Source organism: Kitasatospora sp. NPDC127035, assembly GCF_042726075.1.
In the GTDB taxonomy this organism is placed as follows: Bacteria; Actinomycetota; Actinomycetes; order Streptomycetales; family Streptomycetaceae; genus Kitasatospora.
The window spans coordinates 28,659-49,217 of record NZ_JBHXDN010000057.1 but is presented as its reverse complement, the minus strand read 5'-3'; the positions used below and the strand labels follow the sequence as shown (position 1 = coordinate 49,217).

16 protein-coding genes are annotated in these 20,559 nt (G+C 76.9%); 7 read left to right on the top strand and 9 right to left on the bottom strand.

Features of this window, described 5'->3' with window-relative positions:
- The first annotated feature begins 17 nt into the window (after positions 1-17).
- Entirely contained in the window at positions 18-1,151 is a 1,134-nt protein-coding gene (locus ACFWIC_RS30465; RefSeq protein ID WP_380520497.1) for a serine hydrolase domain-containing protein, read from the top strand.
- A 94-nt stretch (positions 1,152-1,245) separates the two neighbouring features.
- On the opposite strand, the gene galK is transcribed toward ACFWIC_RS30465, so the two are convergent.
- From galK to paaK, 5 genes are all read right to left on the bottom strand, one after another.
- Positions 1,246-2,385, bottom strand: coding sequence for a galactokinase (gene galK / locus ACFWIC_RS30460; protein ID WP_380520496.1), 1,140 nt, complete (start codon positions 2,383-2,385; stop codon positions 1,246-1,248).
- Complete coding sequence (galT, locus tag ACFWIC_RS30455) at positions 2,382-3,548, bottom strand: galactose-1-phosphate uridylyltransferase (RefSeq protein ID WP_380520495.1); 1,167 nt, start codon at positions 3,546-3,548, stop codon at positions 2,382-2,384. The genes galK and galT overlap by 4 nt, the downstream gene beginning before the upstream one ends.
- Positions 3,549-3,783: 235 nt before the next feature.
- A complete protein-coding gene (locus tag ACFWIC_RS30450; protein WP_380520494.1) occupies positions 3,784-5,145 on the bottom strand; it encodes an MFS transporter in 1,362 nt (453 codons plus the stop codon).
- Between the two features lie 189 nt (positions 5,146-5,334).
- The gene (locus tag ACFWIC_RS30445; RefSeq protein WP_329876794.1) at positions 5,335-5,691 is read right to left on the bottom strand and encodes a metalloregulator ArsR/SmtB family transcription factor; all 357 of its coding nucleotides are present in this window, start codon (positions 5,689-5,691) and stop codon (positions 5,335-5,337) included.
- Positions 5,692-5,839: 148 nt separating this feature from the next.
- The gene (gene paaK, locus ACFWIC_RS30440) at positions 5,840-7,186 is read right to left on the bottom strand and encodes a phenylacetate--CoA ligase PaaK (protein ID WP_380520493.1); all 1,347 of its coding nucleotides are present in this window, start codon (positions 7,184-7,186) and stop codon (positions 5,840-5,842) included.
- Between the two features lie 332 nt (positions 7,187-7,518).
- Here paaK and ACFWIC_RS30435 point away from each other — a divergent pair, with 332 nt between their 5' ends.
- Positions 7,519-8,511, top strand: coding sequence for an ATP-binding cassette domain-containing protein (locus ACFWIC_RS30435; RefSeq protein ID WP_380520492.1), 993 nt, complete (start codon positions 7,519-7,521; stop codon positions 8,509-8,511).
- Between the two features lie 152 nt (positions 8,512-8,663).
- Entirely contained in the window at positions 8,664-10,289 is a 1,626-nt protein-coding gene (locus tag ACFWIC_RS30430; RefSeq protein WP_380520505.1) for a hypothetical protein, read from the top strand.
- Positions 10,290-10,386: 97 nt separating this feature from the next.
- On the opposite strand, the gene ACFWIC_RS30425 is transcribed toward ACFWIC_RS30430, so the two are convergent.
- The 4 genes from ACFWIC_RS30425 to ACFWIC_RS30410 all read right to left on the bottom strand — a co-directional run bounded on the left by ACFWIC_RS30425 (position 10,387) and on the right by ACFWIC_RS30410 (position 16,380).
- Complete coding sequence (locus tag ACFWIC_RS30425) at positions 10,387-11,310, bottom strand: LysR family transcriptional regulator (RefSeq protein ID WP_380520504.1); 924 nt, start codon at positions 11,308-11,310, stop codon at positions 10,387-10,389.
- A 101-nt stretch (positions 11,311-11,411) separates the two neighbouring features.
- Positions 11,412-12,947, bottom strand: a complete 1,536-nt coding sequence (locus ACFWIC_RS30420; protein ID WP_380520491.1) for a rhodanese-like domain-containing protein — start codon at positions 12,945-12,947, stop codon at positions 11,412-11,414.
- Positions 12,944-14,152 (bottom strand): sulfite oxidase, encoded by a 1,209-nt coding sequence (locus ACFWIC_RS30415; RefSeq protein ID WP_329947479.1) that lies wholly within the window; start codon positions 14,150-14,152, stop codon positions 12,944-12,946. The genes ACFWIC_RS30420 and ACFWIC_RS30415 overlap by 4 nt, the downstream gene beginning before the upstream one ends.
- Positions 14,149-16,380, bottom strand: a complete 2,232-nt coding sequence (locus ACFWIC_RS30410) for a BTAD domain-containing putative transcriptional regulator (protein WP_380520490.1) — start codon at positions 16,378-16,380, stop codon at positions 14,149-14,151. Before ACFWIC_RS30410 ends, ACFWIC_RS30415 begins: the two co-directional genes overlap by 4 nt.
- Before the next feature lie 198 nt (positions 16,381-16,578).
- Between ACFWIC_RS30410 and ACFWIC_RS30405 the strand changes: the two genes are divergently transcribed.
- The 4 genes from ACFWIC_RS30405 (at position 16,579) to ACFWIC_RS30390 (ending at position 20,469) form a co-directional block, all read left to right on the top strand.
- A complete protein-coding gene (locus ACFWIC_RS30405; RefSeq protein ID WP_380362021.1) occupies positions 16,579-16,926 on the top strand; it encodes a GntR family transcriptional regulator in 348 nt (115 codons plus the stop codon).
- Positions 16,923-17,951, top strand: a complete 1,029-nt coding sequence (locus ACFWIC_RS30400) for a DUF1648 domain-containing protein (protein WP_380520489.1) — start codon at positions 16,923-16,925, stop codon at positions 17,949-17,951. Before ACFWIC_RS30405 ends, ACFWIC_RS30400 begins: the two co-directional genes overlap by 4 nt.
- A gap of 250 nt (positions 17,952-18,201) precedes the next feature.
- Positions 18,202-19,212: a permease gene (locus tag ACFWIC_RS30395; RefSeq protein ID WP_380362040.1), complete on the top strand. Its 1,011-nt coding sequence runs from the start codon at positions 18,202-18,204 to the stop codon at positions 19,210-19,212.
- A gap of 357 nt (positions 19,213-19,569) precedes the next feature.
- Positions 19,570-20,469, top strand: coding sequence for a TIGR03943 family putative permease subunit (locus tag ACFWIC_RS30390; RefSeq protein WP_355409310.1), 900 nt, complete (start codon positions 19,570-19,572; stop codon positions 20,467-20,469).
- Positions 20,470-20,559 lie beyond the last annotated feature (90 nt).

Sequence of the window (20,559 nt, the reverse complement as noted above, 5' to 3'; positions counted from 1 at the left end):
CCTCAGGAGAGATGCACATGACTCGGCACAGCGCGCTTCGGCGCGGGGTGGGCGTTGCGACGGTGGCCTCGGCGGTGGTGCTCGGAACGGCCCTGCCCGCGGCGGCGGCCGGATCGGGACGGGGCGGGGCGGAACGCGACGGGACGGTGGCCGCGATGGAGGCGGCCGTGCGGACCGAGGGATTGCCCGGGATGATCGCCACGGCGACCCGTCCGCACGGGAGCCGGTCGGTGGCGGTCGGGACGGCCGACACCGCGACCGGGCAGCCGCGGTCGGCCCGGGAGCGGTTCCGGATCGGGAGCGTGACGAAGATGTTCGTCGCGACCGTCCTCCTCCAGCTCCAGGCGGAGGGGCGGCTCGACCTCGACGACGCCGTGGAGACGTGGCTGCCCGGGGTGGTGAGCGGGAACGGGAACGACGGCTCGGCGATCAGCGTCCGGCAACTGCTCGACCACTCCAGCGGGCTGTTCGCCTACGACGACGACCCCGGAATGGCGGCGGTGCTGTTCACTCCGCAGTTCCTGAGCCACCGCTACGACACCTACACACCGGCGGAACTGGTGCGGCTCGCCGTGTCGCACCCGCCCGTCTTCGCGCCGGGGACGAAGCGCGAGTACTCCAACACCAACTACGTCCTGGCCGGGATGATCGTCGCCGAGGTGACCGGACGCCCGTACGGCACGGAGATCGAGCGGCGGATCATCCGGCCGCTGGGGCTGGGCGGCACCAGCGTGCCCGGCACCGCGACCGCCGTGCCACGGCCGCACGCGCGCGGCTACTCGAAGCTGTTCGGCGGCTCGCCGACGCCCGTGGAGACGACCGAACTCAACCCGTCGATGGCCGGGGCCGCCGGGGAGATCATCTCCACGACCGACGACCTCACCCGCTTCCTCTCCGCGCTGATGCGCGGACGGCTGCTCCCGCCGGCCGAGTTGGGCGAGATGCTCACCACGGAGGGCGCCGGAGGGCTCGGCATCGGCGGCGGGACGCTGTCCTGCGGGGTCGCCGTCTGGGGGCACGACGGCGGCATCCACGGGTCGTCGACCCTCGCGCTGACCACCCGGGACGGCCGGCACGCCGTCGCGTTCAACGCCAACGCCGACTGGTTCACCGGCAAACTCAAGCTCGCCGAGGCCGAGTTCTGCGGCTGACCGGCAGCCGGGCCGCCGGCCTGCAGCGCAGGCCGGCGGCGCAGCGCGGCCGGGCGGCCCGGCCGAAGGGCCGTCGGCCGGGCCGGGCCGGGCCTCACGCCAACCGGCGGGCCCCCTCCGAGGGGATCACCGTGTAGAGGTGCGGCTCGGCATGGCCGGCGGCCGCGAACGCCGCGACGACCTCCGTGGCCACCGCCTCCGCCACTCCCGTCTCCACCAGGGCGATCACCGAGCCGCCGAAGCCCCCGCCGGTCATCCGGGCCCCGAGGGCCCCGGCGGCGACGGCCGTGGCGGCGGCGAGGTCGGTCTCGGCGCAGGACACCCGGTAGTCGTCCCGCAGGGAGGCGTGTCCGGCGGTGAGGATCGGGCCGAGGGCGGCCGGGCCGTGCCGCTCCAACTCCGCGACGGCGTGCTCGACCCGCTCGTTCTCGGTCACCACGTGGCGGACCAACGGGCGCAGCTCGTCGGGGAGTTGTTGCAGTGCGAGCGGAAGGTCGAAACCCGAGAGGTCGCGCAGCGCCGCCACCCCGAGCAGGACGGCCGCCCGCTCGCAGCCCGCCCGCAGCGCGGCGTAGGCGCCGTCGGCGAGGTCGTGCTGCACCCGCGTGTCGATGACGAGCAGGGCCAGGCCCGCACCCGCGAGGTCGAGCGGGACGTGCCGGACGGAGAGGTCGCGGGCGTCCAGGTGGAGTGCGGCCCCGGCGCGACAGGCCATCGAGGCCATCTGGTCCATGATCCCGCACGGCACGCCGACGAACGCGTTCTCCGCCCGCTGGGAGAGCAGCGCGAGCCGGCGCGCGTCCAGGCCGAGCCCGTACAGGTCGTTGTAGGCGAGGGCGACCGCGCATTCGAGCGCCGCGGAGGACGAGAGGCCCGCGCCGGCGGGCACGTCGCTGTCGATCAGCAGGTCGGCGCCGCCGACGGGGTGACCGGCCTCCCGCAGGGTCCACACGACCGCGGCGGGGTACGCGGCCCAGCCCGCCACTCCGCCGGGCTCCAGCGCGGCCACGTCCAGCTCGACGATCTCGCCCGGGGTCCGGGAGGAGTGCAGACGCAGCAGGGTGTCGGGGCGGCGGCGGGCCTGCACGCGGACGGCCTGCGGCAGGGCGATCGGCAGGACGAACCCGTCGTTGTAGTCGGTGTGTTCACCGATCAGGTTGACCCGGCCGGGCGCCGCCCAGGCGCCGTCGGGGGCGTGGCCGAACAGCTCGGCGAAGAGGGTGGTCGTGGTCATCGCTGCTCTCCACCGGTGGTGGACGCGACCTCCCGCAGACGCCGGGCGGCGTCCTCGGGGGCGACGTCGTTCATGAAGGCTTCCATGCCGGACTCGGTGCCGGCCAGGTACTTGAGCTTGTCGGCGGTCCGCCGGACGGTGAACAGTTCGAGGTGCAGGCCGAGTTCGTCGCCGCCGACCACCGGGGCCTGGTGCCAGGCGGAGATGTACGGGGCCGGGACGCGGCGTTCGCCGTCGCCGAAGAGGCGGTCGAAGCGGCGCAGCAACTCCAGGTAGATACCGGGGAGTTCTTCGCGTTCGGCTTCGTCCAGCCGGGTGAGGTCGGGGACCCTGCGGTGCGGGTGGAGGTGGACCTCGTAGGGCCAGCGGGGCGCGAAGGGGACGAAGGCCGTCCAGTGCTCGCCGGCGAGCACGACCCGCTCCCCGTCGGCGCGTTCGGCGGCGACGAGGTCCTCGAAGAGGTTGCGCCCGGTGGCGGCGCGGTGCCGGGCGGCCCGGTCGATCATGTGGGCGGTGCGCGGCGTGGTGAACGGCAGCGCGTAGATCTGGCCGTGCGGGTGGGCGAGGGTGACGCCGATCTCGGCGCCCCGGTTCTCGAAGCAGTAGACCTGCTGGACGCCCCCCAGGGCGGAGAGTTCGGCGGTGCGGTCGGTCCAGGCGTCGAGCACCAGCCGGGCGCGGTCCTCGTCGAGGTCGGCGAACGAGGCGTCGTGGTCGGCGGTGAAGCAGACCACCTCGCAGCGGCCGGCCCCGGGGCGGGTGGCGTGCAGCGGGTCGCCGAGACTGGGTCGGACGGGGTGCGTGTCGGGGTGTCCGGCCAGCGAGGGGAACCGGTTCTCGAAGACCGCGACCTGGTAGTCCGAGGCCGGGATCTCGCTGAGCCGCCCGTCGTGCGAGGGGCAGAGCGGGCACTGGTCGGCGGGCGGGTGGTAGGTGCGGACCTGGCGGTGCGCGGCGACGGTCACCCAGGCGCCGGTCAGCGGGTCGAGCCGCACTTCCGAGGACGGCGCGGCGGCTTCGAGCGGCCGCCGGTCGACCGCGTCCCGGCCGGCGGGGGCCGCCCCGCGGTCGAAGTAGATCAGTTCGCGGCCGTCGGCCAGCGTGGCGACGGTCCTGGTGGTCGAGCCGGCCAGGTCGGTCTCCCCGGTCACCGTTCCGGCCATGTCCTGCTCCCTTGCATGGAACTCCCCTTCAACAACATGGCCAAACAATATCGAACATTTACCAACATTGCTGCACCCATCGTCGCACGATCCGGTTTCACCTCGGGCAAGGGCCCGTGGCGAAGGCGCGCGGACGGGACGCCCGGCGCGACGGGGCCCGCCGGTCAAGACGTTCCGCACGCCAGGGGGCGAGGGAGGAGACGGGTAGCGCGGCCGGTCCCCCACGGCAGGACGCTCAACGCGGCAGCGACGCACCGGACGCGGGCCGGTGGCGGTGGACCGGCCGGACGGCCCGGGCCGGACCGGCGCTCACGCCGGGGCGAGCCGCCGCGACCGGGGCCGGGCCGGTGACCGTGGCGGGCCGGGAGTCCCGGGCGGGGCGCCAGGCACGGACCGCCAGAAAGGCGGCGGCCAGGGCCAGGGCCGCGAGGGCGAGGACGGCGGCGGGGAGGCCCGCGGTGGCGCCGAGCCAGCCCGCCAGGGGGTAGGCGAGCAGCCAGCAGCCGTGCGACAGCGAGAACTGGGCGGCGAACGCGGCGGGCAGCTCCGCCGCCGGCACCGCGGCCCGCAGCAGCCGCCCGCCGGGGGTGAGGATCAGCGAGCCCGCCGCACCGAGGCCCGCCCAGACGGCGAGCAGCGCGGGCCAGCGCCACCCCCCGCCGCCCGTCGAGGTGAGGACGGCCAGGGCGGCGAGCAGCCCCGCGATGCCGAAGGCGGCCGGGACCATGACACTGCGGTCGGCCACCCGGTCCAGGACCCGGGGCAGCAGCAGCGCGACCGCCATCGACCCGCCCCCGTACGCGCCGAGCGCGATCGGCACGTCCCCGGCGGGGCGGCCGAGCTGGTCGCGGACGTAGACGACGGTGTTGACGATCACCATGGCGCCGCCGGCGGCGACCGCGAGGTCCAGGGCGAGCAGGGCCCGCAGGCGCGGGACGGAGAGGAAGAGGCGCAGTCCTTCCAGCGACCGGGCCGCGACGGACGGCGCCCGCGAGCCGCGCGCGCCGCCCACCGCCCCGCGCGCCGCCGCGACCGGCAGGACCACCGAGACCACCAGGACCGCCGAGGCGAGGAACCCGATCACCGTCCCCCAGAACAGCCAGCGGTAGCCGACCAGGGCGAGCAGGCCGGCGGCCAGGGCCGGGCTGACCAGGCTCTCCGTGTCGTAGGCGAGCCGGGAGAGGGAAAGCGCGCGGGTGTAGTCGCGCTCGTCGGGCAGCACCTCGGGGATCACCGACTGGAACGCCGGCGTGAACGTCGCGGAGGCCGCCTGGAGGACGAAGATCAGCAGGTAGACCTGCCAGACGCCGGTGACGAAGGGCAGTGCGAGTGCCACCGCCGCGCGGGCCAGGTCGGCCGCGACCAGCAGCCGCCGGCGGGGGATCCGGTGGGCGAGCACGGCGACGACCGGGGCGATCCCCACGTACGCCGCCATCTTGATCGCCAGGGCCGTCCCGAGCACGGCACCGGCCGAGGCACCGGCCAGGTCGTAGGCCAGCAGGCCGAGCGCCACCGTGGCCAGGCCGGTCCCGGCGAGGGCGACCACCTGGGCGGTGAGGAGGTGTCGGTAGGTGCGGTTGCGGAGCACGGAGAGCATGGGAACCCCGATCGACTCGGCGCGCAGACGGGTACGGCGCGAACCAGGGACGTCTCCTTCAGGATAGGACAACATGTGCATACGTGTGCACCCATTGGAGAGGAGGAGGCCACCGAAAGCCCGGCACCCGGCCGTCGGGCCGTTCCACCGGCCGCTCCACCGACCACTCCGGCCGGTCCGCCGGCGGCTCTAGTCGTGCGGCGGCAGTCCGCTGATCTGGTGGTCGGCGACGTTCAGCGCCTCGTGCACCAGCCGCCGCAGGTGGCCGTGCCGCAGCGTGTACACCACCCGCCGACCGTCCTTGCGGGTGGCCACGAGGCCGGCCAGCCGCAGCTTGCTCAGGTGCTGACTCACCGACGGCCGCGCCGCGCCGCAGAACTCGGTCAGTGTCGTCACGTCCGCCTCGCCCTCGCTCAGCCGCTGCATCAGGGCGAGCCGGGTCCGGTCCGCGAGCAGCGCCAGGACACCCGCGGCCACGTCGAGCCGCTCGTCCGTGCCGGACGCCTGCGACACGTGCGCACCTGATACCTGGAGGCTCCCGCTCATGGCCTCATCGTAGAGGGCGCGCGGCCCGCCCTCACCCGCCGTGAGGCCACTGATCCGCGCCGCACCGCGCGCCGCACCGCGCGCCGCACGCCGCTCCCGCACGCCGCTCCCGCACGGCCGCCGGCCACGGGGCGCGCGGCCCACCCCCTCACTCCCCCCGGAGGTCGGCGACCCGGCGGATCTTGCCGACCGACCGCTCCAGGCTGTACGGATCCACGACCTCGACGTCCACGCTCACCCCGACCCCGTCCTTCACGTCGCGCGCGATCGCCGCCACCGCCGCCTCCCGCTGTCCGGGCCCGGCACCGGGCCGCGCCTCCACCCGGACGGTCATGTGGTCCAGGCGGCCCCGGCGGGTCAGCCGGAGCTGGAAGTGCGGCGCGACGGCCGGGGTCCGCAGGACGATCTCCTCGATCTGGGTCGGGAACACGTTGACCCCGCGCAGGATGATCATGTCGTCGCAGCGCCCGGTGACCTTGGCCATCCGGCGGAACGCGGGCCGGGCGGTGCCGGGCAGCAGCCGGGTGAGGTCGCGGGTGCGGTAGCGGATCACCGGCAGCGCCTCCTTGGTGAGCGAGGTGAGGACCAGCTCGCCGCCCTCACCGTCCGGCAGCACCCGGTCCGTGAACGGGTCCACCACCTCGGGGTAGAAGTGGTCCTCCCAGATGTGCAGGCCGTCCTTGGTCTCCACGCACTCCTGGGCGACGCCCGGACCCATCACCTCGGAGAGGCCGTATATGTCGACGGCGTGGAGGCCCGTCCGCCGCTCGATCTCCGCCCGCATCTCCTCCGTCCACGGCTCGGCGCCGAAGATGCCGACCCGCAGCGAGGTGGCCCGCGGGTCGACCCCCTGGCGATCGAACTCGTCGAGGAGGGTGAGCAGGTAGGACGGGGTGACCATGATGATCTCGGGCCCGAGGTCCTGGATCAGCTTCACCTGACGCGCCGTCATGCCGCCCGAGGCGGGGATCACCGTGCAGCCGGCCCGTTCGGCACCGGCGTGCGCACCCAGCCCGCCGGTGAACAGCCCGTAGCCGTAGGCGATGTGCACCGTCTGACCGGGGCGCCCGCCCGCCGCACGGATCGAGCGCGCCACGACGTCGGCCCAGACGTCGAGGTCGTGCTCGGTGTAGCCGACCACGGTCGGGCGGCCGGTGGTGCCGCTGGAGGCGTGGATCCGGCGCACCCGCTCCCTCGGGACGGCGAACATGCCGAACGGATAGGTGTCGCGCAGGTCCGCCTTGGTGGTGAAGGGGAACCGGGCGAGGTCGGCGAGGGTCCGGCAGTCCGCGGGCGCCACACCGGCGGCGTCGAACCTGCGGCGGTAGAGCTCGACGTTGTCGTAGGCGTGGTGCAGCGTGGCCCGCAGGTGCTTGAGCTGGTGCGCCTTCAGTTCGTCGGCGGTCATCCGCTCCCCGGCGTCCAGCAGCGCGTCCGGGAGCGGCTCCCCCAGGCGCGTCCGCGAGGCGGCCGGACCGGTCCCACTGCTGCTCATCAGGTCTCCTCCGCACCGTGACGCCCGCCGCCTTGCCGCCTTGCCGTCCTGCCGCCTCGCCGCCTCGCCGCAGGGGGGAGGCGACCCGCGGGCGGGCCGACCGATCATTCGGTTGCCGCCGGGCACGGCCATTGACTCAGCACCCGAACCACGTGTCAAGGCTCGCCGCGCAGGCCGGGACGGCCGACCGGGCCGGAGGCCGGCTGCCGGGCCGGTTCGCCGCGTTCCGCGTGCGGATCTCTGCCGAACGGCAGATGGCAGCGGCCCGCCGGTCCGGAAGGCTCGACCACGTCACCTTCCCCACCCTCCGACCGGCCGGGAGAGCGGAGCCCATGCCCCATCTCGCACACGAACCAGCACTCGACCTGATCGACGTCACCAAGGTCTACCGGGGCGGCCAACGCGCCGTCGACGGCCTCACCCTCCGGCTCCGCCCGGGCCTGCTCGGCCTGCTCGGCCCGAACGGGGCGGGCAAGTCCTCGCTGATGCGGATCGTCGCCACCGTCACCCGGCCCACCGCCGGCCAGGTGCTCTACCGGGGCGCCGACGTCCTCGCCGAACCCGACCTGCTCCGCCGCCAACTGGGCTTCCTCCCCCAGGATTTCGGCGTCCACCCGAACCTCACCGCACCCGCGTTCCTGGCCTACCTGGCCGCCGCCAAGGGCCTCCGGGCCCGCGCCGCCCGGGCCCGGATCTACGAGCTCCTCGCCCTGGTCAACCTGACCGGGGCGGTCCGACGGCCGCTCGGCGCGTACTCCGGCGGCATGCTGCGGCGCGTCGGCATCGCCCAGGCGCTGCTCGGCGACCCGCAGGTCGTCGTCGTCGACGAACCCACCGCCGGGCTCGACCCGGAGGAACGGGTCCGCTTCCGCAACCTGCTGAGCACGCTCGCCACCGACCGTGTCGTGCTGCTCTCCACCCACATCGTCTCCGACATCGAGTCGGTGGCCGGGGACATCGCGGTCGTCGCGGGCGGCCGGCTGCTGCGCCGGGGCACCCCCGAGGAGTTGCTGGGCGACCAGGCCGGCCGGGTCTGGGAGGTGGCGGTCGACCCCGCGGCGGTGACCGCCGTCCAGGAGCGGTACGTGGTCAGCCGGATGGTGCGCACCGCCGACGGCCGGGTCCGGCTGCGGCTGCTCGCGGACGGCGCGCCGTCCGCCGACGCCGTGCCGGTCGCGCCGGACCTGGAGGACGCGTACCTGGCGCTGGTCCGCCCGACGGGCGCCGCCGGCGCTCCGGGCCGGGGCGCGGGAGCGTTCCCGGACCCGTCGTCCGGTCCGGTGGCCGGGCCGCACGGGCCGCACGGGCCGGAGGTGCGGCGGTGACGGGGCACGGCGGACGCGGCGGACGCGGCGGACGCTCCGGGCTCGGCGGCGGAGACGGCCCGGGCCTCGGGCTCCGCAGGGGCGGCGGGCAGGACCGGCGGCCGGGAAGAGACGGCCCGGTCGGATCCGGTACGCCGGGCCGGCTCGCCCGGCTGGCTCTCGGCGACTTCCGGGACCGGGTCCGGCGCCCCGCCTACGCGGTGACCCTGCTCGCCGCCGTCGGCCTCGGCCTGCTCGCCGTCCCGCCCGCCGACGGGCACTGGGCGATCCTCGCCCTGGGCAGCCACCGGGGCGAGTACAACAGCGCCTACGTCGGCACGGCGACCGCACTCGCCGGGGCGCTCTGGCTCACCCTCGGCGGGTTCTACGTGGTCCGCAAGGGCCTGGGCCGCGACGAGGAGACCGGCGTCGGCCTGCTCCTCGCGGCCACCCCGCTGCGGACCGCCGACCTGCTGCTGGCGAAGTTCCTCGGCAACCTCCTCGTCCTCGGCTCGATGCTCGGCGTCCTCGCGCTCACCACGCCCGCCCTGCAGCTCGTCCGTGGCGAGGACCGGGCCGTCGACCCGCTCGCCCTGCTGACGCCGTTCCTGGTGCTGACGCTGCCCCTGCTGGCGATGACGGCGGCCGTGGCCGTCCTCTTCGAGACCGTGCCACTGTTGCGGACCGGCCTCGGGAACGTGGCCTGGTTCGTCCTCGCACCGGCCCTGCTGATCGCCGGAGAGTCTCCCGGCGCGCCGTTCGGCGGGCTCGGTCTCGGCCCGGCCGCGGCGTCGCTGAGCGACGGTCTGGCGGCGCGGGGGGTCGAGCTCGGCGGCGAGGAGTTCAGCCTCGGCCTGACGAGGGTGGACGCGCCGCTGGAGCCGTTCCCGTGGGACGGCGCGGCCTTCGGGGTCGGGTTCCTGACGCAGCGGCTGCTGCTGGTCGTGCTCGCGGTCGGGGTCGCGGTGCTGCCCGCGCTCTGGTTCCACCGGTTCGACCCGGCGCGGGGCGCGGGCCGGGGCGCGGGCCGGGGCGCGGACCGCGGCGGTCGGGTGCCCCTCGGCACGGGGGCGGTCCCGGCCGGGCCGACCGCGCCGGCCGCACCGGCCGGCGCCCCCGTCCCGGCACCGGCCCTGCGGCCGCCTGTCGGGACGGGGACGACGGCCGAGGGATCCGGCAGCGGGTTCGGCGCCGGGTTCGGGCGCCTGCTCGCCGGAGAGGTCCGGATCCTGTTCGGCGACACCTCGCGCTGGTGGTGGCTGGGCGCCGCCGTCCTCGGCCTCGTCGGGCTCGCGGTCCCGCCCGAGGTGGGCGTCGGCGTGCTGCTCCCGGCCGCCTGGGTCTGGCCGGTGCTGCTCTGGTCCCGGCTGGGCAGCCGGGCGGCCGAGTACGGGCTTGAGGTCCTGCTCGGCGCCTACCCGGCCGCCCGGTCGAGGCTGGTGGCCGAGTGGGCCTCGGGCGTGGTGCTCACCACCCTGGTCGGCGCGGGGGTGCTGGTCCGCCTCGTCGCGGCCGGCGACGCCGACGGGACGGCGGCCTGGGCCGCGGGCGCCCTGTTCGTCCCTTCGCTGGCCCTCGCGCTGGGTGCGCTCTCCCGGACCCACCGGCTGTTCCAGGCGCTCTACCTGCCGCTCTGGTACCTGGTGGTGAACCAGGTCGCCGCGCTGGACTTCATGGGAACCGTCCGGCGCGCGGGTCAGCCGGCGGGGCCCTCCCCGCTGCTGGTCGCCGCGGCGGCACTGGTCCTGCTGGGCGTCGCGCTGCTGACCTCCTCGGCCCGGCGCTCCGCCCGCTCCTGATCCGGCGGCGGTCCTCCACCCCCGCGGAGGGCCGCCGTCCGGGTCTGCGGCGCCCGCCGCCCCCGGGGGCCCGACCGGGGACGGCCCGCCGGACCGCTCACCACTCCCGCGCCGAGGCCAGCAGCCGCTCCCGGACCAGGGCCGCCGCCGGGCCCACCACTCCCGGGCGCTGCACGAGGTAGGCGGTGTTGATCGGCGAGTCGACCGGCTCGTCGAGCAGAACCAGTGCCCCGGACGCCAGCCCGGACGCGCCCAGGTAGCGCGGCACGACGGCGAAGCCCGCGCCCGCCGTGACGGCGGCGATGACACCGCGCAGGTCGGGCACGGTGAGCGCCGGGCGACAGCTGAGACGGCGGCCGAAGACGTGGCGCCAGTACCGGCGCACGATGGGCAGGTCCTCGGCGTAGGCGACGAGCGGCACCCCGTGCAGGGCGGAGGGCCCCTCGACGGCGAGCCGGCCGGCCAGGCGGTCCGCCCACACCGGTGCCGCGACGAGGACGAACTCCTCGTCGCCCAGCGGTACGGCGGTCAGCGCACGGCCGCGCGGGCGGTCGGTGGCGATCACCAGGTCGTGTCGGCCGGCCCGCAGCTCGTCCAGCAGCGGCTCCGTGAGGCCGGGCGTCACCCGCAGCCGGACGCCCTCGGCGATCAGCGGGGCGAGGGCGGGCAGCACCAGGGTGCAGAGCAGTTCGGCCGGGCCTCCCAGGTGGACGGGCTCGGCGGCGGACGGCGGCCCGGTCCCGGCGCCGGTGACGGCCGCGAGCGCGTCGAGCGGATCGGCGATGCGGGCGGCGAGTTCGTCGGCGGCGGGGGTGGGGGTGACGCCGCGCGGCTGCCGTTCGAACAGCTCGCGTCCGGTCTGGCGCTCCAGCGCGCGGATCTGCGAGGTCACCGTCGGCTGGGAGAGCCCGACCAGCCGGGCGGCGGCGGTGAACGAACCGGACCGGTGGACCGCCAGGAAGGTCCGCAGCAGGTTCAGGTCGGCGGGCACCACGGCGTCGGCTGCATGACCCGGGCTCACACGATTCCGGCTCTGGCTCTGGCTCTGGCTCTGGCTCACGCCGTCAGCCTAGGCCGCCGGGCCTGCCCGCAACCGCCGCCGGGCGGGGCCGGCCCCGCAGCTCACGCCCAACGCACCAGGTCCGCCGCACCTCCGCTGACCACCGCGGTGACCGGCAGACCCGCCGCCGCCAGCAGACCGGCCGCGACCGTCGCCCGCCGGCCCCGCCCGCAGACCGTCCAGTACTCCCGGTCCGGCGGCAACCCGGTTATCCGGTCGGGGAGTTCGGTGAGCGGGACGGCGAGGGCGCCGGGCACCGGCGGGTCCGGGAGCGCGCGGACGTCGAGGACCTGCACCGGTCGGCCCGGGACGGCCGCGCGGGCGCCGGGCACCTCGGAGACGTCGGCCGTCCGCAGCGCGGCGAGTTGCCGGCCGGTGGCGTGCCAGCGTTCCACCCCTCCGGTCAACTGGCCGACCAGGCGCGCGTCGTAGCCGATCCGCAGCAGCTGGACGACGGCCTCCCGGGCGGCGTCGGCGGCCGGTTCGGGCAGCACCAGCACCAACGGGGTGCCGAACGGGACCACCTCGCCGATCAGGGCCGCGAAGGAGCCGTCCAGCTCGACGCCGAGCGATCCGGGGAGATGGGCGTCGGCGTACGCCCGGCGGTCGCGCGCGTCGACCACCGACGCGCCACGCCAGCGCGCCTGTTGGACCTCCTCGGCGGTGAGCGGCAGCAGCGGCGGCGGGCCGCCGAGGACGGGCGGGCCGGACCGGTTGAGCGGGCCCATCCGCCGGTAGTAGGCGGGCGGCGGGGGCAGTCCGCGCAGCCGGGCGGCCACGAACGCACCCTCGTCGTCGACGAGCAGCGCCGGATTGGCCCGCCGCTGGTCGCCGACGGTGCTGGTCCTGGCGGTGCCCGAGGCGGTCGCACCGGACACGGTCGTGCCGGACGCGGACGCGCCGGGCCCGGACGGACCGCGGGCCGGGGCGGAACCCGGCGGGGGCGCGCCGATCGCGCAGGAGCTTCCGGCCCCGTGCGTGGGCAACACCCGGGTGTCCCCGGGCAGTCGGGAGAGCCTGCGGATCGACCGGTACTGGGCCCGGGCCAGTTCGGCGGTCCGGTCGGGCCCGGACAGGTCGGTGCGGCCGGCGCTGCCGACCAGCAGGCTGCCGCCGGTGAACACGGCCACCGGACGGCCGCCGTCCGGGCCGTCGTCGAGCACCAGGTAGGCGGTGTGCTCGGCGGTGTGGCCGGGCGTCTCCAGCGCCTGGACGCGTAGGCCGCCGACGGTGATCTCGTCGCCCTCGGCGAGCGGGAGGTGGTCGAAGCCGTACCGGGCGCGGGCCGGTCCGGCGACGGTGGCGCCGGTCGCGGCGCGCACCTCCAGGGCCCCGGAGAGGTAGTCGTTGTGCACGTGGGTCTCCAGGACGTACCGCAGCCGCAGGCCGCGCGCCGCGCAGGAGGCGAGCAGCGGCCAGCAGTCCCGCTGCGGGTCGACCAGCGCCGCCTCGTCGCCGGACGTCAGCAGGTAGCTGGTGTCGCCGAGGGCCTCGGTGGTGACCGGTTCGACGGTGTTCCCGCTCGGAGCCGCGTTCGCCGTCGCGTCCGTCGCTGCTTTCGTCGTTGCTTTCGTCGTTGCCTTCGTCGTTGGGTTCATCGCCGCGCTCCTCGCCGCCCTGCCCGGCCCCCGACGACGCCGTCGCCGCTCCGGTCGCTTCCGTCACCGTTTCCGCCGCCGCTTCCGTCACCGTTTCCGCCGGGCCGGTCGCCGTCCCGTTCCGCCGGCCGCTCGCCGTCCGGGGCCGCGACGACCTCCACCGCCACCCCCGTGACCGGGTTGCAGCCGTACCCCTGCTCGTTCCAGGGCGCCCGCATCGGCTGGGTGTGCCCGTCGGCGTCAGTGGCCCGGGTCTGGAGGACGCGCCGGCCGGGCACCCGCGGGGTCCACTGGTACCACCACTCGGCCCACGCGTACCGCCCGCCCGCGGGTACCAGCACGGCCTGCCGCCAGTCGGCGCCGCCGATCCGCACCTCGACCTGGCAGACCGGCACGCCGCCCGACCAGGCCCGCCCGCGCACCACGCAGGCGCCGCCGGCCGGCAGCCGGGCGCCCGGCGAGGGGGCGGTGATCAGCGACCTGACCCGGATCTCACCCACGGGCCCCTCGGGCGTGCCGTCCGGCATGCCGCGCGAGCCCCGGTAGAGGTACTCCTCGGCCTGGAACGGCCCGTGGAACGGTTCGGCCACCGCCCGCACGCCGACCAGCCACTTGACGTCCGCCACCCCGTACCGGCCGGGGACCACGAGGCGGACGGGCGCACCGTGGCCGGGGCTGAGCAGGGTGCCGTTCATGCGGGTGGCGAGCAGGGTGTCCGGGTGCCGGGCGAGGTCGACCGGGAGGCTCCGCTCGAAGGCGGTGCGGCGGCCGTGCAGTTCGCCGAAGTCGGCTCCGGTGAAGACGAGTTCGACGGCTTCCGGGCGCACTCCGGCGCGGTCCGCCAGCACCGCGAGCGGCACGCCGGCGAACCGGGCGCAGCCCACCGCCCCCTGGTCCCAGGGGAGCCCGGGCGGCCGGGGCCGCATCAGGCTGCGGCCGTTGCCCGCGCACTCCACCACCACGTCCAGTTCGCGCACCGGGAGCAGCTCCAACTCTGCATAGGTGAGCGATAGTTCTCGCTCCACCAGGCCGTGGATCCGCAGCCGCCAGCGTTCGGGGGTGAGCCGGGGCACGCCGAAGTGGTCACGGACGAAGAACGCGCCGGTGGGGGTGAGTGGTTCGGCCAGCGCGGCCGGCGGTGTCTGTGCGTTGTAGGGCCGCTCGGTGACCGTGTCGGGGCGCCACCGCGTCCGGCTCCCGCTCATCGCGTCCCACCGCCCGCCCCGACCCCGGGCGCACCCGCCACGCCCTGCCTGCCCGCCACGCCCGGCGCGCCCTCCCGGAGTCGGGCCAGCGCCCGGTGGGCGCCGAGCGCCTCGAAGACCGCCGCCGCCTCGGCCCGCAGCACCCGGTCCGGCTCCGCCGCGCCCGGCCGGGCGACCACCGCCCGGGCCTTGGCCCGGGCCGCCCAGTACGGCTGCCGGGCCCGCTCGTACAGCGCGGCCGCCGCCAGATGGCGGGCCCGGGCGCCCCGCGGGTCGCCGCGCGCGGCGGCCAGCGAGCCGAGCGCCGACTCGGCCATCGCCCGCCACGCCGAGCCGGCGGACCGGGCCGCCACCCGCCGGGCGGCGGCCGCGTGCTCGGCCGCTCCCGCCGGGTCGCCGAGCGCCGCGAACGCTTCGGCCGCCACCGGGTAGAGCAGCGCCGTGCAGGTCGGGCACTCGCCGCGCAGGGCCGCCGACGCGGCGGCGGCGTGTGCCGCGCGGACGGCCTCGCCGGGCTCGCCGCGTTCCACCGCGTCCAGCGCGGCCGTCGCGTACAGCCGCCCGACGGCGTGCCGGGCCGCGGCGGACGGGGCGGACTCGGCGGCGGCCGTCCCCAGCCGGAGGTGGGTGGCGGCGTCCGCACTGTCGCCGCGCGCCGCCGCGTACTCGGCGAGCCGCTGCCGGGGCAGCGCGCCGGAGCGGCCGCCCAGTTCCTCGTACAGGTGGGCGCTGCGTTCCAGGCAGCCCGGCGCCTCGTCCCAGCGGCCGCGCAGCAGCAGCGACTCGCCGAGCAGGCACCAGGCGAAGGCCTCCGCCCGGCGGGCGCGCCGGGCGTGCGCGAGGTCCAGGGTCTGCCGGGCGTACTCCTCGACGCTGCGGCTCGGGCCGTCCCCGTACAGCTGGTACTGGGCGAGGCAGGAGTGGATGTCGAGGGAGCGGGCCGGCCTGCCGTCCTCGTCGGCGGCGGCGCCGAGCCGCTCGATCTCCCGGTGCAGGCCCTCCCGCCAGGTGCCCCCGGCGTGGTGGACGGCGGCGAGCGCCTCCCCGGCGGCGGCCAGGTCCTCGTCGTCGCCGTGCTTCTCGGCGAGGGCCAGCCCCGCCTCGGCCGCCTGCCGCGCCTCGTCGAGGCGGCCGGCGCCGCGGAGCCGGTCGGCCCGCGCCCGCAGCAGCCGGCCGGCCTCCGCCGGGTCGCCGCCGGCCGCCGCGAGGGCCCGCTCGGCGGAGCCCAGGTGCGGTTCGGCGGCGGACGGGTCGCCGCCGCCGGCCAGCAGCGCGGCGGCGGCCTTGCGGTGCAGCCTTGCGGTGCGCAGGCCGTCCCGGCCGGACGGCGGGGTGAGCACCCCCGGGGAGGCGGGCAGGTCGACCACGGCCGGCTCCAGCGCCGACCCGTACGCGACGGTGGCACCGGCGGTGTCCCCGGAGCGCATCCGCAGGTCCCCGACGTTCTCCCAGAGTTCGCCGGAGAGTTCGGCCCGGACCTGTCCGCCGGTGCGCACCTGCTCGCGCAGCCGCTGGGCGGCCGGGCCGGGCCGCTCGGTGCCGTCGGAGGCGCGTTCCAGCGCGGCGGCCAGCCGGTCGTACGCGTGCAGTGCCTCGTGCCGCCGGCCGGCCAGCGTGTGGACCCGCATCAGCGCGAGCGAGGCCTCCTCGTGCAGCGGGTCCGCGGCCACCGCCCGGCGCAGCGCGGCGGCGGCGCCGTCCAGGTCGGCGTGCGCCTCGCGCAGGGCGCCGAGCTCGACCAGCAGGGCCAGGTACTCGGCGTGCAGGGCCTGTTCGCGATCGGCCGCCCACTCCTCGTAGCGGTCCTCGGGCAACAGGTCGCCGCCGTACCGGGCGACCGCCCGCTCGTACGCGTCCGGGTCGCGGGCGCGGCGGGCGTGCAGGGCGGCCTGTTCGAACTCCTCGACGTCCACCCGCAGCGGGGCGCCGCGCAGGGTGAGCAGTCCGCCGCCGGAGTCGAGGTGGGCGCGGGCACCGGCCCGGTCGGGGCCGAGGACGCGGCGGGCCTCCTGCACGGCCCTGCGGAGCTGGTCGGCGCCGGCCCCGGGGGCCTGGTCCGGCCAGAGGCGGCCGAGCACCTGCTCGCCGTGGAGCCGGTGGCCCGGGGCGAGCGCGAGCAGCTCGACCAGGTTCCGGGACTTCCGCAGGCGCCATCCGCCGTCGGCGATCTCCCGATGGCCCACGTGGACCCGGAAGCCGCCGAGGAGCCGGATGCGCAGTGCGTGCATGCGCCGGTGCCTTCCCCGTGCGGACACTTCGAACGTACGTCGGCAGTCGCCCGTCGGCGACTTCCGGGCCGGTCCCCGCCCCGTCGTGGTCCGTCCGCGGGCGGACCGCGGGCCGATCCGGGGCGGGGCGGGGGGCCGTCCGGTGGGGCCCGGGGCCCCACCGTCCCGTTCCACGATGGTGCTACTGTCGCTAGCACCATGCTGCTGAAGCCGGACACCGCGGACTCCCGCCCGCTGCACGAACAGGTCGCCGGAGCAATCCGCCGCGCCGTCGCCGAGGGCGAGTGCACCCCCGGGGAACGCCTTCCGCCCGCACGGGAGTTGGCGCGGGCCCTGGAGGTCAACGCCAACACCGTGCTGCGCGCCCTGCGGGTGCTGCGGGACGAGGGCGTGCTGGAGTTCCGCCGCGGTCGCGGGATCACGGTCGCCCGGGGCGCCGACCGGCGCTCCGAACTGCTGGACTCGGCACGGCGGTTGGTCGCGGACGCGGCGAACGCCGGCTACAGCAGGGAGGAGCTCGTCGAGATGATCAGGGGGCTGAAGTGAACGACGGCGTGAACGGCGACAGGCAGGGAGCCGGGGCCGGAACCGACGGGACGGGCAGCACGGACACGGCGAAGCGGGCCTCCCGGGCCGCCACGGCGCTCTGGGCCGCCACCGTGGCGGTGCTGCTGCTCGCCCTCCCGTGGGCGGCGCACGGCCGCCTCCCGGACCCCCTGGCCACGCACTGGGACGGCCGGACGGCCGACGGCTCGATGTCCCTGACCGCGTCCGCGGCCTTCCCGGCGGCGTGCTGGGCGGTCGCGCTCGCCGCGGCGGCCGTCGCCCGGCGGTGGGCCGGAGCGCCCGCGCGGACCTGGGTGGGCGCCGGGCTGGGCTTCGGGGGCGTGCTGCTCGTCGGCGCACAGGCCGCGATCGTCCACGCCAACCTGGACCGCCCGGACTGGCAGCACGCACGCCCCCTGGGCCCGGAAGTGGCGGCGGTCCTGGCGGCGGCGGTCGCGGCGGGCCTGCTCGGCCCCTGGCTCGCGCACCGGCGCGGCCGGGGACCACGGCCGGCGACGGCCGCCGACGGCCCGCGGCTGGACCTCCCCGGGGGACAGCGGGCGGTCTGGCTCTCCCGGACGGTCAATCCTTGGCTCGGACTGCTCGCCGCCGCCTCCGGGCTCGGCGCGGCCGGGTCCGCGCTGGCCGCGCTCGGCGGGCTGGGCGGCCCGGCGTGGGCGCTCTTCGCCCCGTGCGCGGTCGTCGCGGTCGCGGCGGCCGGCTGCTCCTCGGTGCAGGCCAGGGTGACCGAGCGGGGTCTGGACGTGACGTTCGGCCCGTTCGGCTGGCCGGCCCGGCACTGGTCGCCGGCCGACGTCGCGGCCGCCCGGATGGAACGGCGCACCCCGGCCCAGGTGGGCGGCTGGGGCTACCGGCTGAGCGGCCTGGGCACGACGGTGATGCTGCGGCGCGGCGAGTGCCTGGTGGTCCGCCCGCACCGGGGAGTCGAGTTCGCGGTCAGCGTGGACGACGCCGAGCGGGGCGCCACGCTGCTGAACACCGTGGCCGCCCGCCGGGCCGGCTGACCGGCGCACCCGCAGGACAGCCGTCGTCCCGACGGCCCAACCGGCAACCGGGCACAGCAGGTTGACGCCCCGCCGGCTTCCCGGAGGAGCCCCTCCGCGAACGGGACACTACCGGAGCGGGGCCCCCGGGTGAAGACCTAGATGAAAGTGATTATCAACGCTACTCTGCCTCCGGGCTCGCCACATGACGGTGAGCAGACAGGACTTGCCGCGCACCCCGCGGCGAGCGGGCTGAGGGGCGGTCACCGTGGTGGAGACGAGTCTCGGCAGCGTCCGGAAGACCCCGGTACCGCAGGCGGCGACCTCGCCCCCGCGCCGGGGCTCCGGCCTGCTGACCGGAGCGCTGGTCGTCGCGGCGGTCACCGCCCCGGTGCTGGCCTGGACGTGGGACTCCGGCGGCGTGCGCGCCTGGCGGACCCTGCTGGTGGCGATCGTGGTGCAGGGGCTGCCGTTCCTGGTGCTCGGCACGGTCGTCTCGGCGGCGATCGGCGCCTTCGTACCGGCCCGGGTCTTCACCCGGGTGCTGCCGCGCAACCCCGCGCTGGCCGTCCCGGTCGCCGGGGTCGCGGGCGCCGTGCTGCCCGGCTGCGAGTGCGCGTCCGTGCCGGTGGCCGGGAGCCTGATGCGGCGCGGGGTGGCTCCGGCCGCGGCGCTGGCGTTCCTGCTCTCCGCGCCCGCCATCAACCCGGTCGTCCTGGTCTCCACCGCCATCGCCTTCCCCGACGCCCCCGAGATGGTGCTCGCCCGGCTGGCGGCCTCGCTCGGCACCGCACTCGTCATGGGCTGGCTCTGGGTCGCCTTCGGCCGTCCCGACTGGCTGCGCCTGCCCAAGGGACCGGCCGAACGCGGCGCCGGACGCAACCCGCTGGACGAGTTCCGGCGCGGCCTCCAGCACGACTTCCTGCACGCCGGCGGCTTCCTCGTGGTCGGCGCGGCGGCAGCCGCCACGTTCAACGTGCTCGTCCCGCCGTCCGTGCTCCGCACCTTCTCGGACTCGCCCTGGCTGGGCGTCCCGGCGCTCGCCGTGCTCGCCGTCGTCCTGGCCGTCTGCTCGGAGGCGGACGCCTTCGTCGCCGCCTCGCTCACCGGCTTCTCCCCCACCGCCCGGCTGGCGTTCATGGTGGTCGGCCCGATGGTCGACCTCAAACTGATCGCCCTCCAGTCGGGATCCTTCGGCCGGGCCTTCGCCGTGCGCTTCTCCTCCGCGACCTTCGTGGTCGCCGTCGTCGCCAGCGTCCTGACCGGGGCCGTCCTGCTCTGACCCCACCGACGCCCTCGTCCGTGCCCGTGCCCGCGCCCGCTCCGGCGGGCCCGAGCACCCGGGGCCGACGACGGACCGACGCACGCCGAACCGCTCACCGCTGCCCCAGGCCGAAGACCGCAGACCCCGGGCCCGGGCCCGGACCCACATCCTCCACCGGGACCGCCCGCCCGGGCCGCGCCGGCGAAGCGCGCCGGCCCGGCGAAACGCGCCGACCACGCGTCGGCCAGATGCGACAGGAGTACCGAAGGTGCACACCATCGACCCGCCGGGCCGCACCGCCCGGCGCCCGCACCCCCACGCCCACGGCCCCGACCCGCTGCACGCCTCCCCCGCCCCGCGCCGGGGAGGACGGCGGTGAACGCCCCCACCCGAACGCTGCGCGCCCGCGTCCGGGGGCTCGCGCCGTCGCTCCTGCTGGCCCTGGTCGGCACCGCCCTGCTGCGGATCACCGTGGGCAGCGACGTCTTCCTCCAGTACGTCAAGGAGGAACTGCGGATCCCGCTGGTCGCCACCGGGGTCATCCTGCTCGCGCTGGGCATCGCCGGGACGGCGGTGCGGCTGACCGAGCGGCGCCGGGAGCCCGTCCTGGAGTTCCGCCGGGACGCCGAGGGCAACGCCCAGTGGCACCGGCCGGCCTCGGGCCACGACCACACCGGCCGGGACGGCACCGGGGGCGGGGACGACCCCGGGCACGAGCACGCCCACGGCCACAGCCACGAGCACGGGCCGCGGGTGGCCTGGCTGCTCACCGTGCCGGCCGTGCTGCTGCTCTGCTTCACCCCGCCGGCGCTCGGCTCGTTCACCGCCTCGCGCGAGGGCACCGACGCCGCCGTCGACGCCGCCGCCTACGTCGCGCTGCCCGACCCGCAGCCCGCCGCACCGGCGGCGGTGAACGTGCCGACGCCGATGGCGCTGGCCGAGTTCATCGCGCGCAGCCGCGACCCCCGGCAGGGCCTGGCCGACCGCCCGGTCCGGCTGACCGGGTTCGTGACCCCCGGCACCGCCCCCGGCGAGTGGTACCTCAACCGCCTGGTCGCCAGCTGCTGCGCCGCGGACGCCCGGCGGCTGCGGATCCTGGTGCAGGCCGAGGGGCCGACTCCGGCCACCGACAGCTGGGTCGAGCTGACCGGCGTCTGGCACCCCACGCCGGACGCGTCCGCCACGGCGGCGCCACGGCTCGACGCCAGGGAGCAGCACGGCGTCCCGCAGCCGCGGGCGCCGTACCGGGACACACCGCCCTCCTCGGAGAGCTGACGCACCACGGCCCGCCGTGGCGGGTCCCGGCGGTGGGCCGTGGGTGGCGGGGGCTCCGGGCCGGGCCGCGGCGGTCCGGCCCGGCGCCCC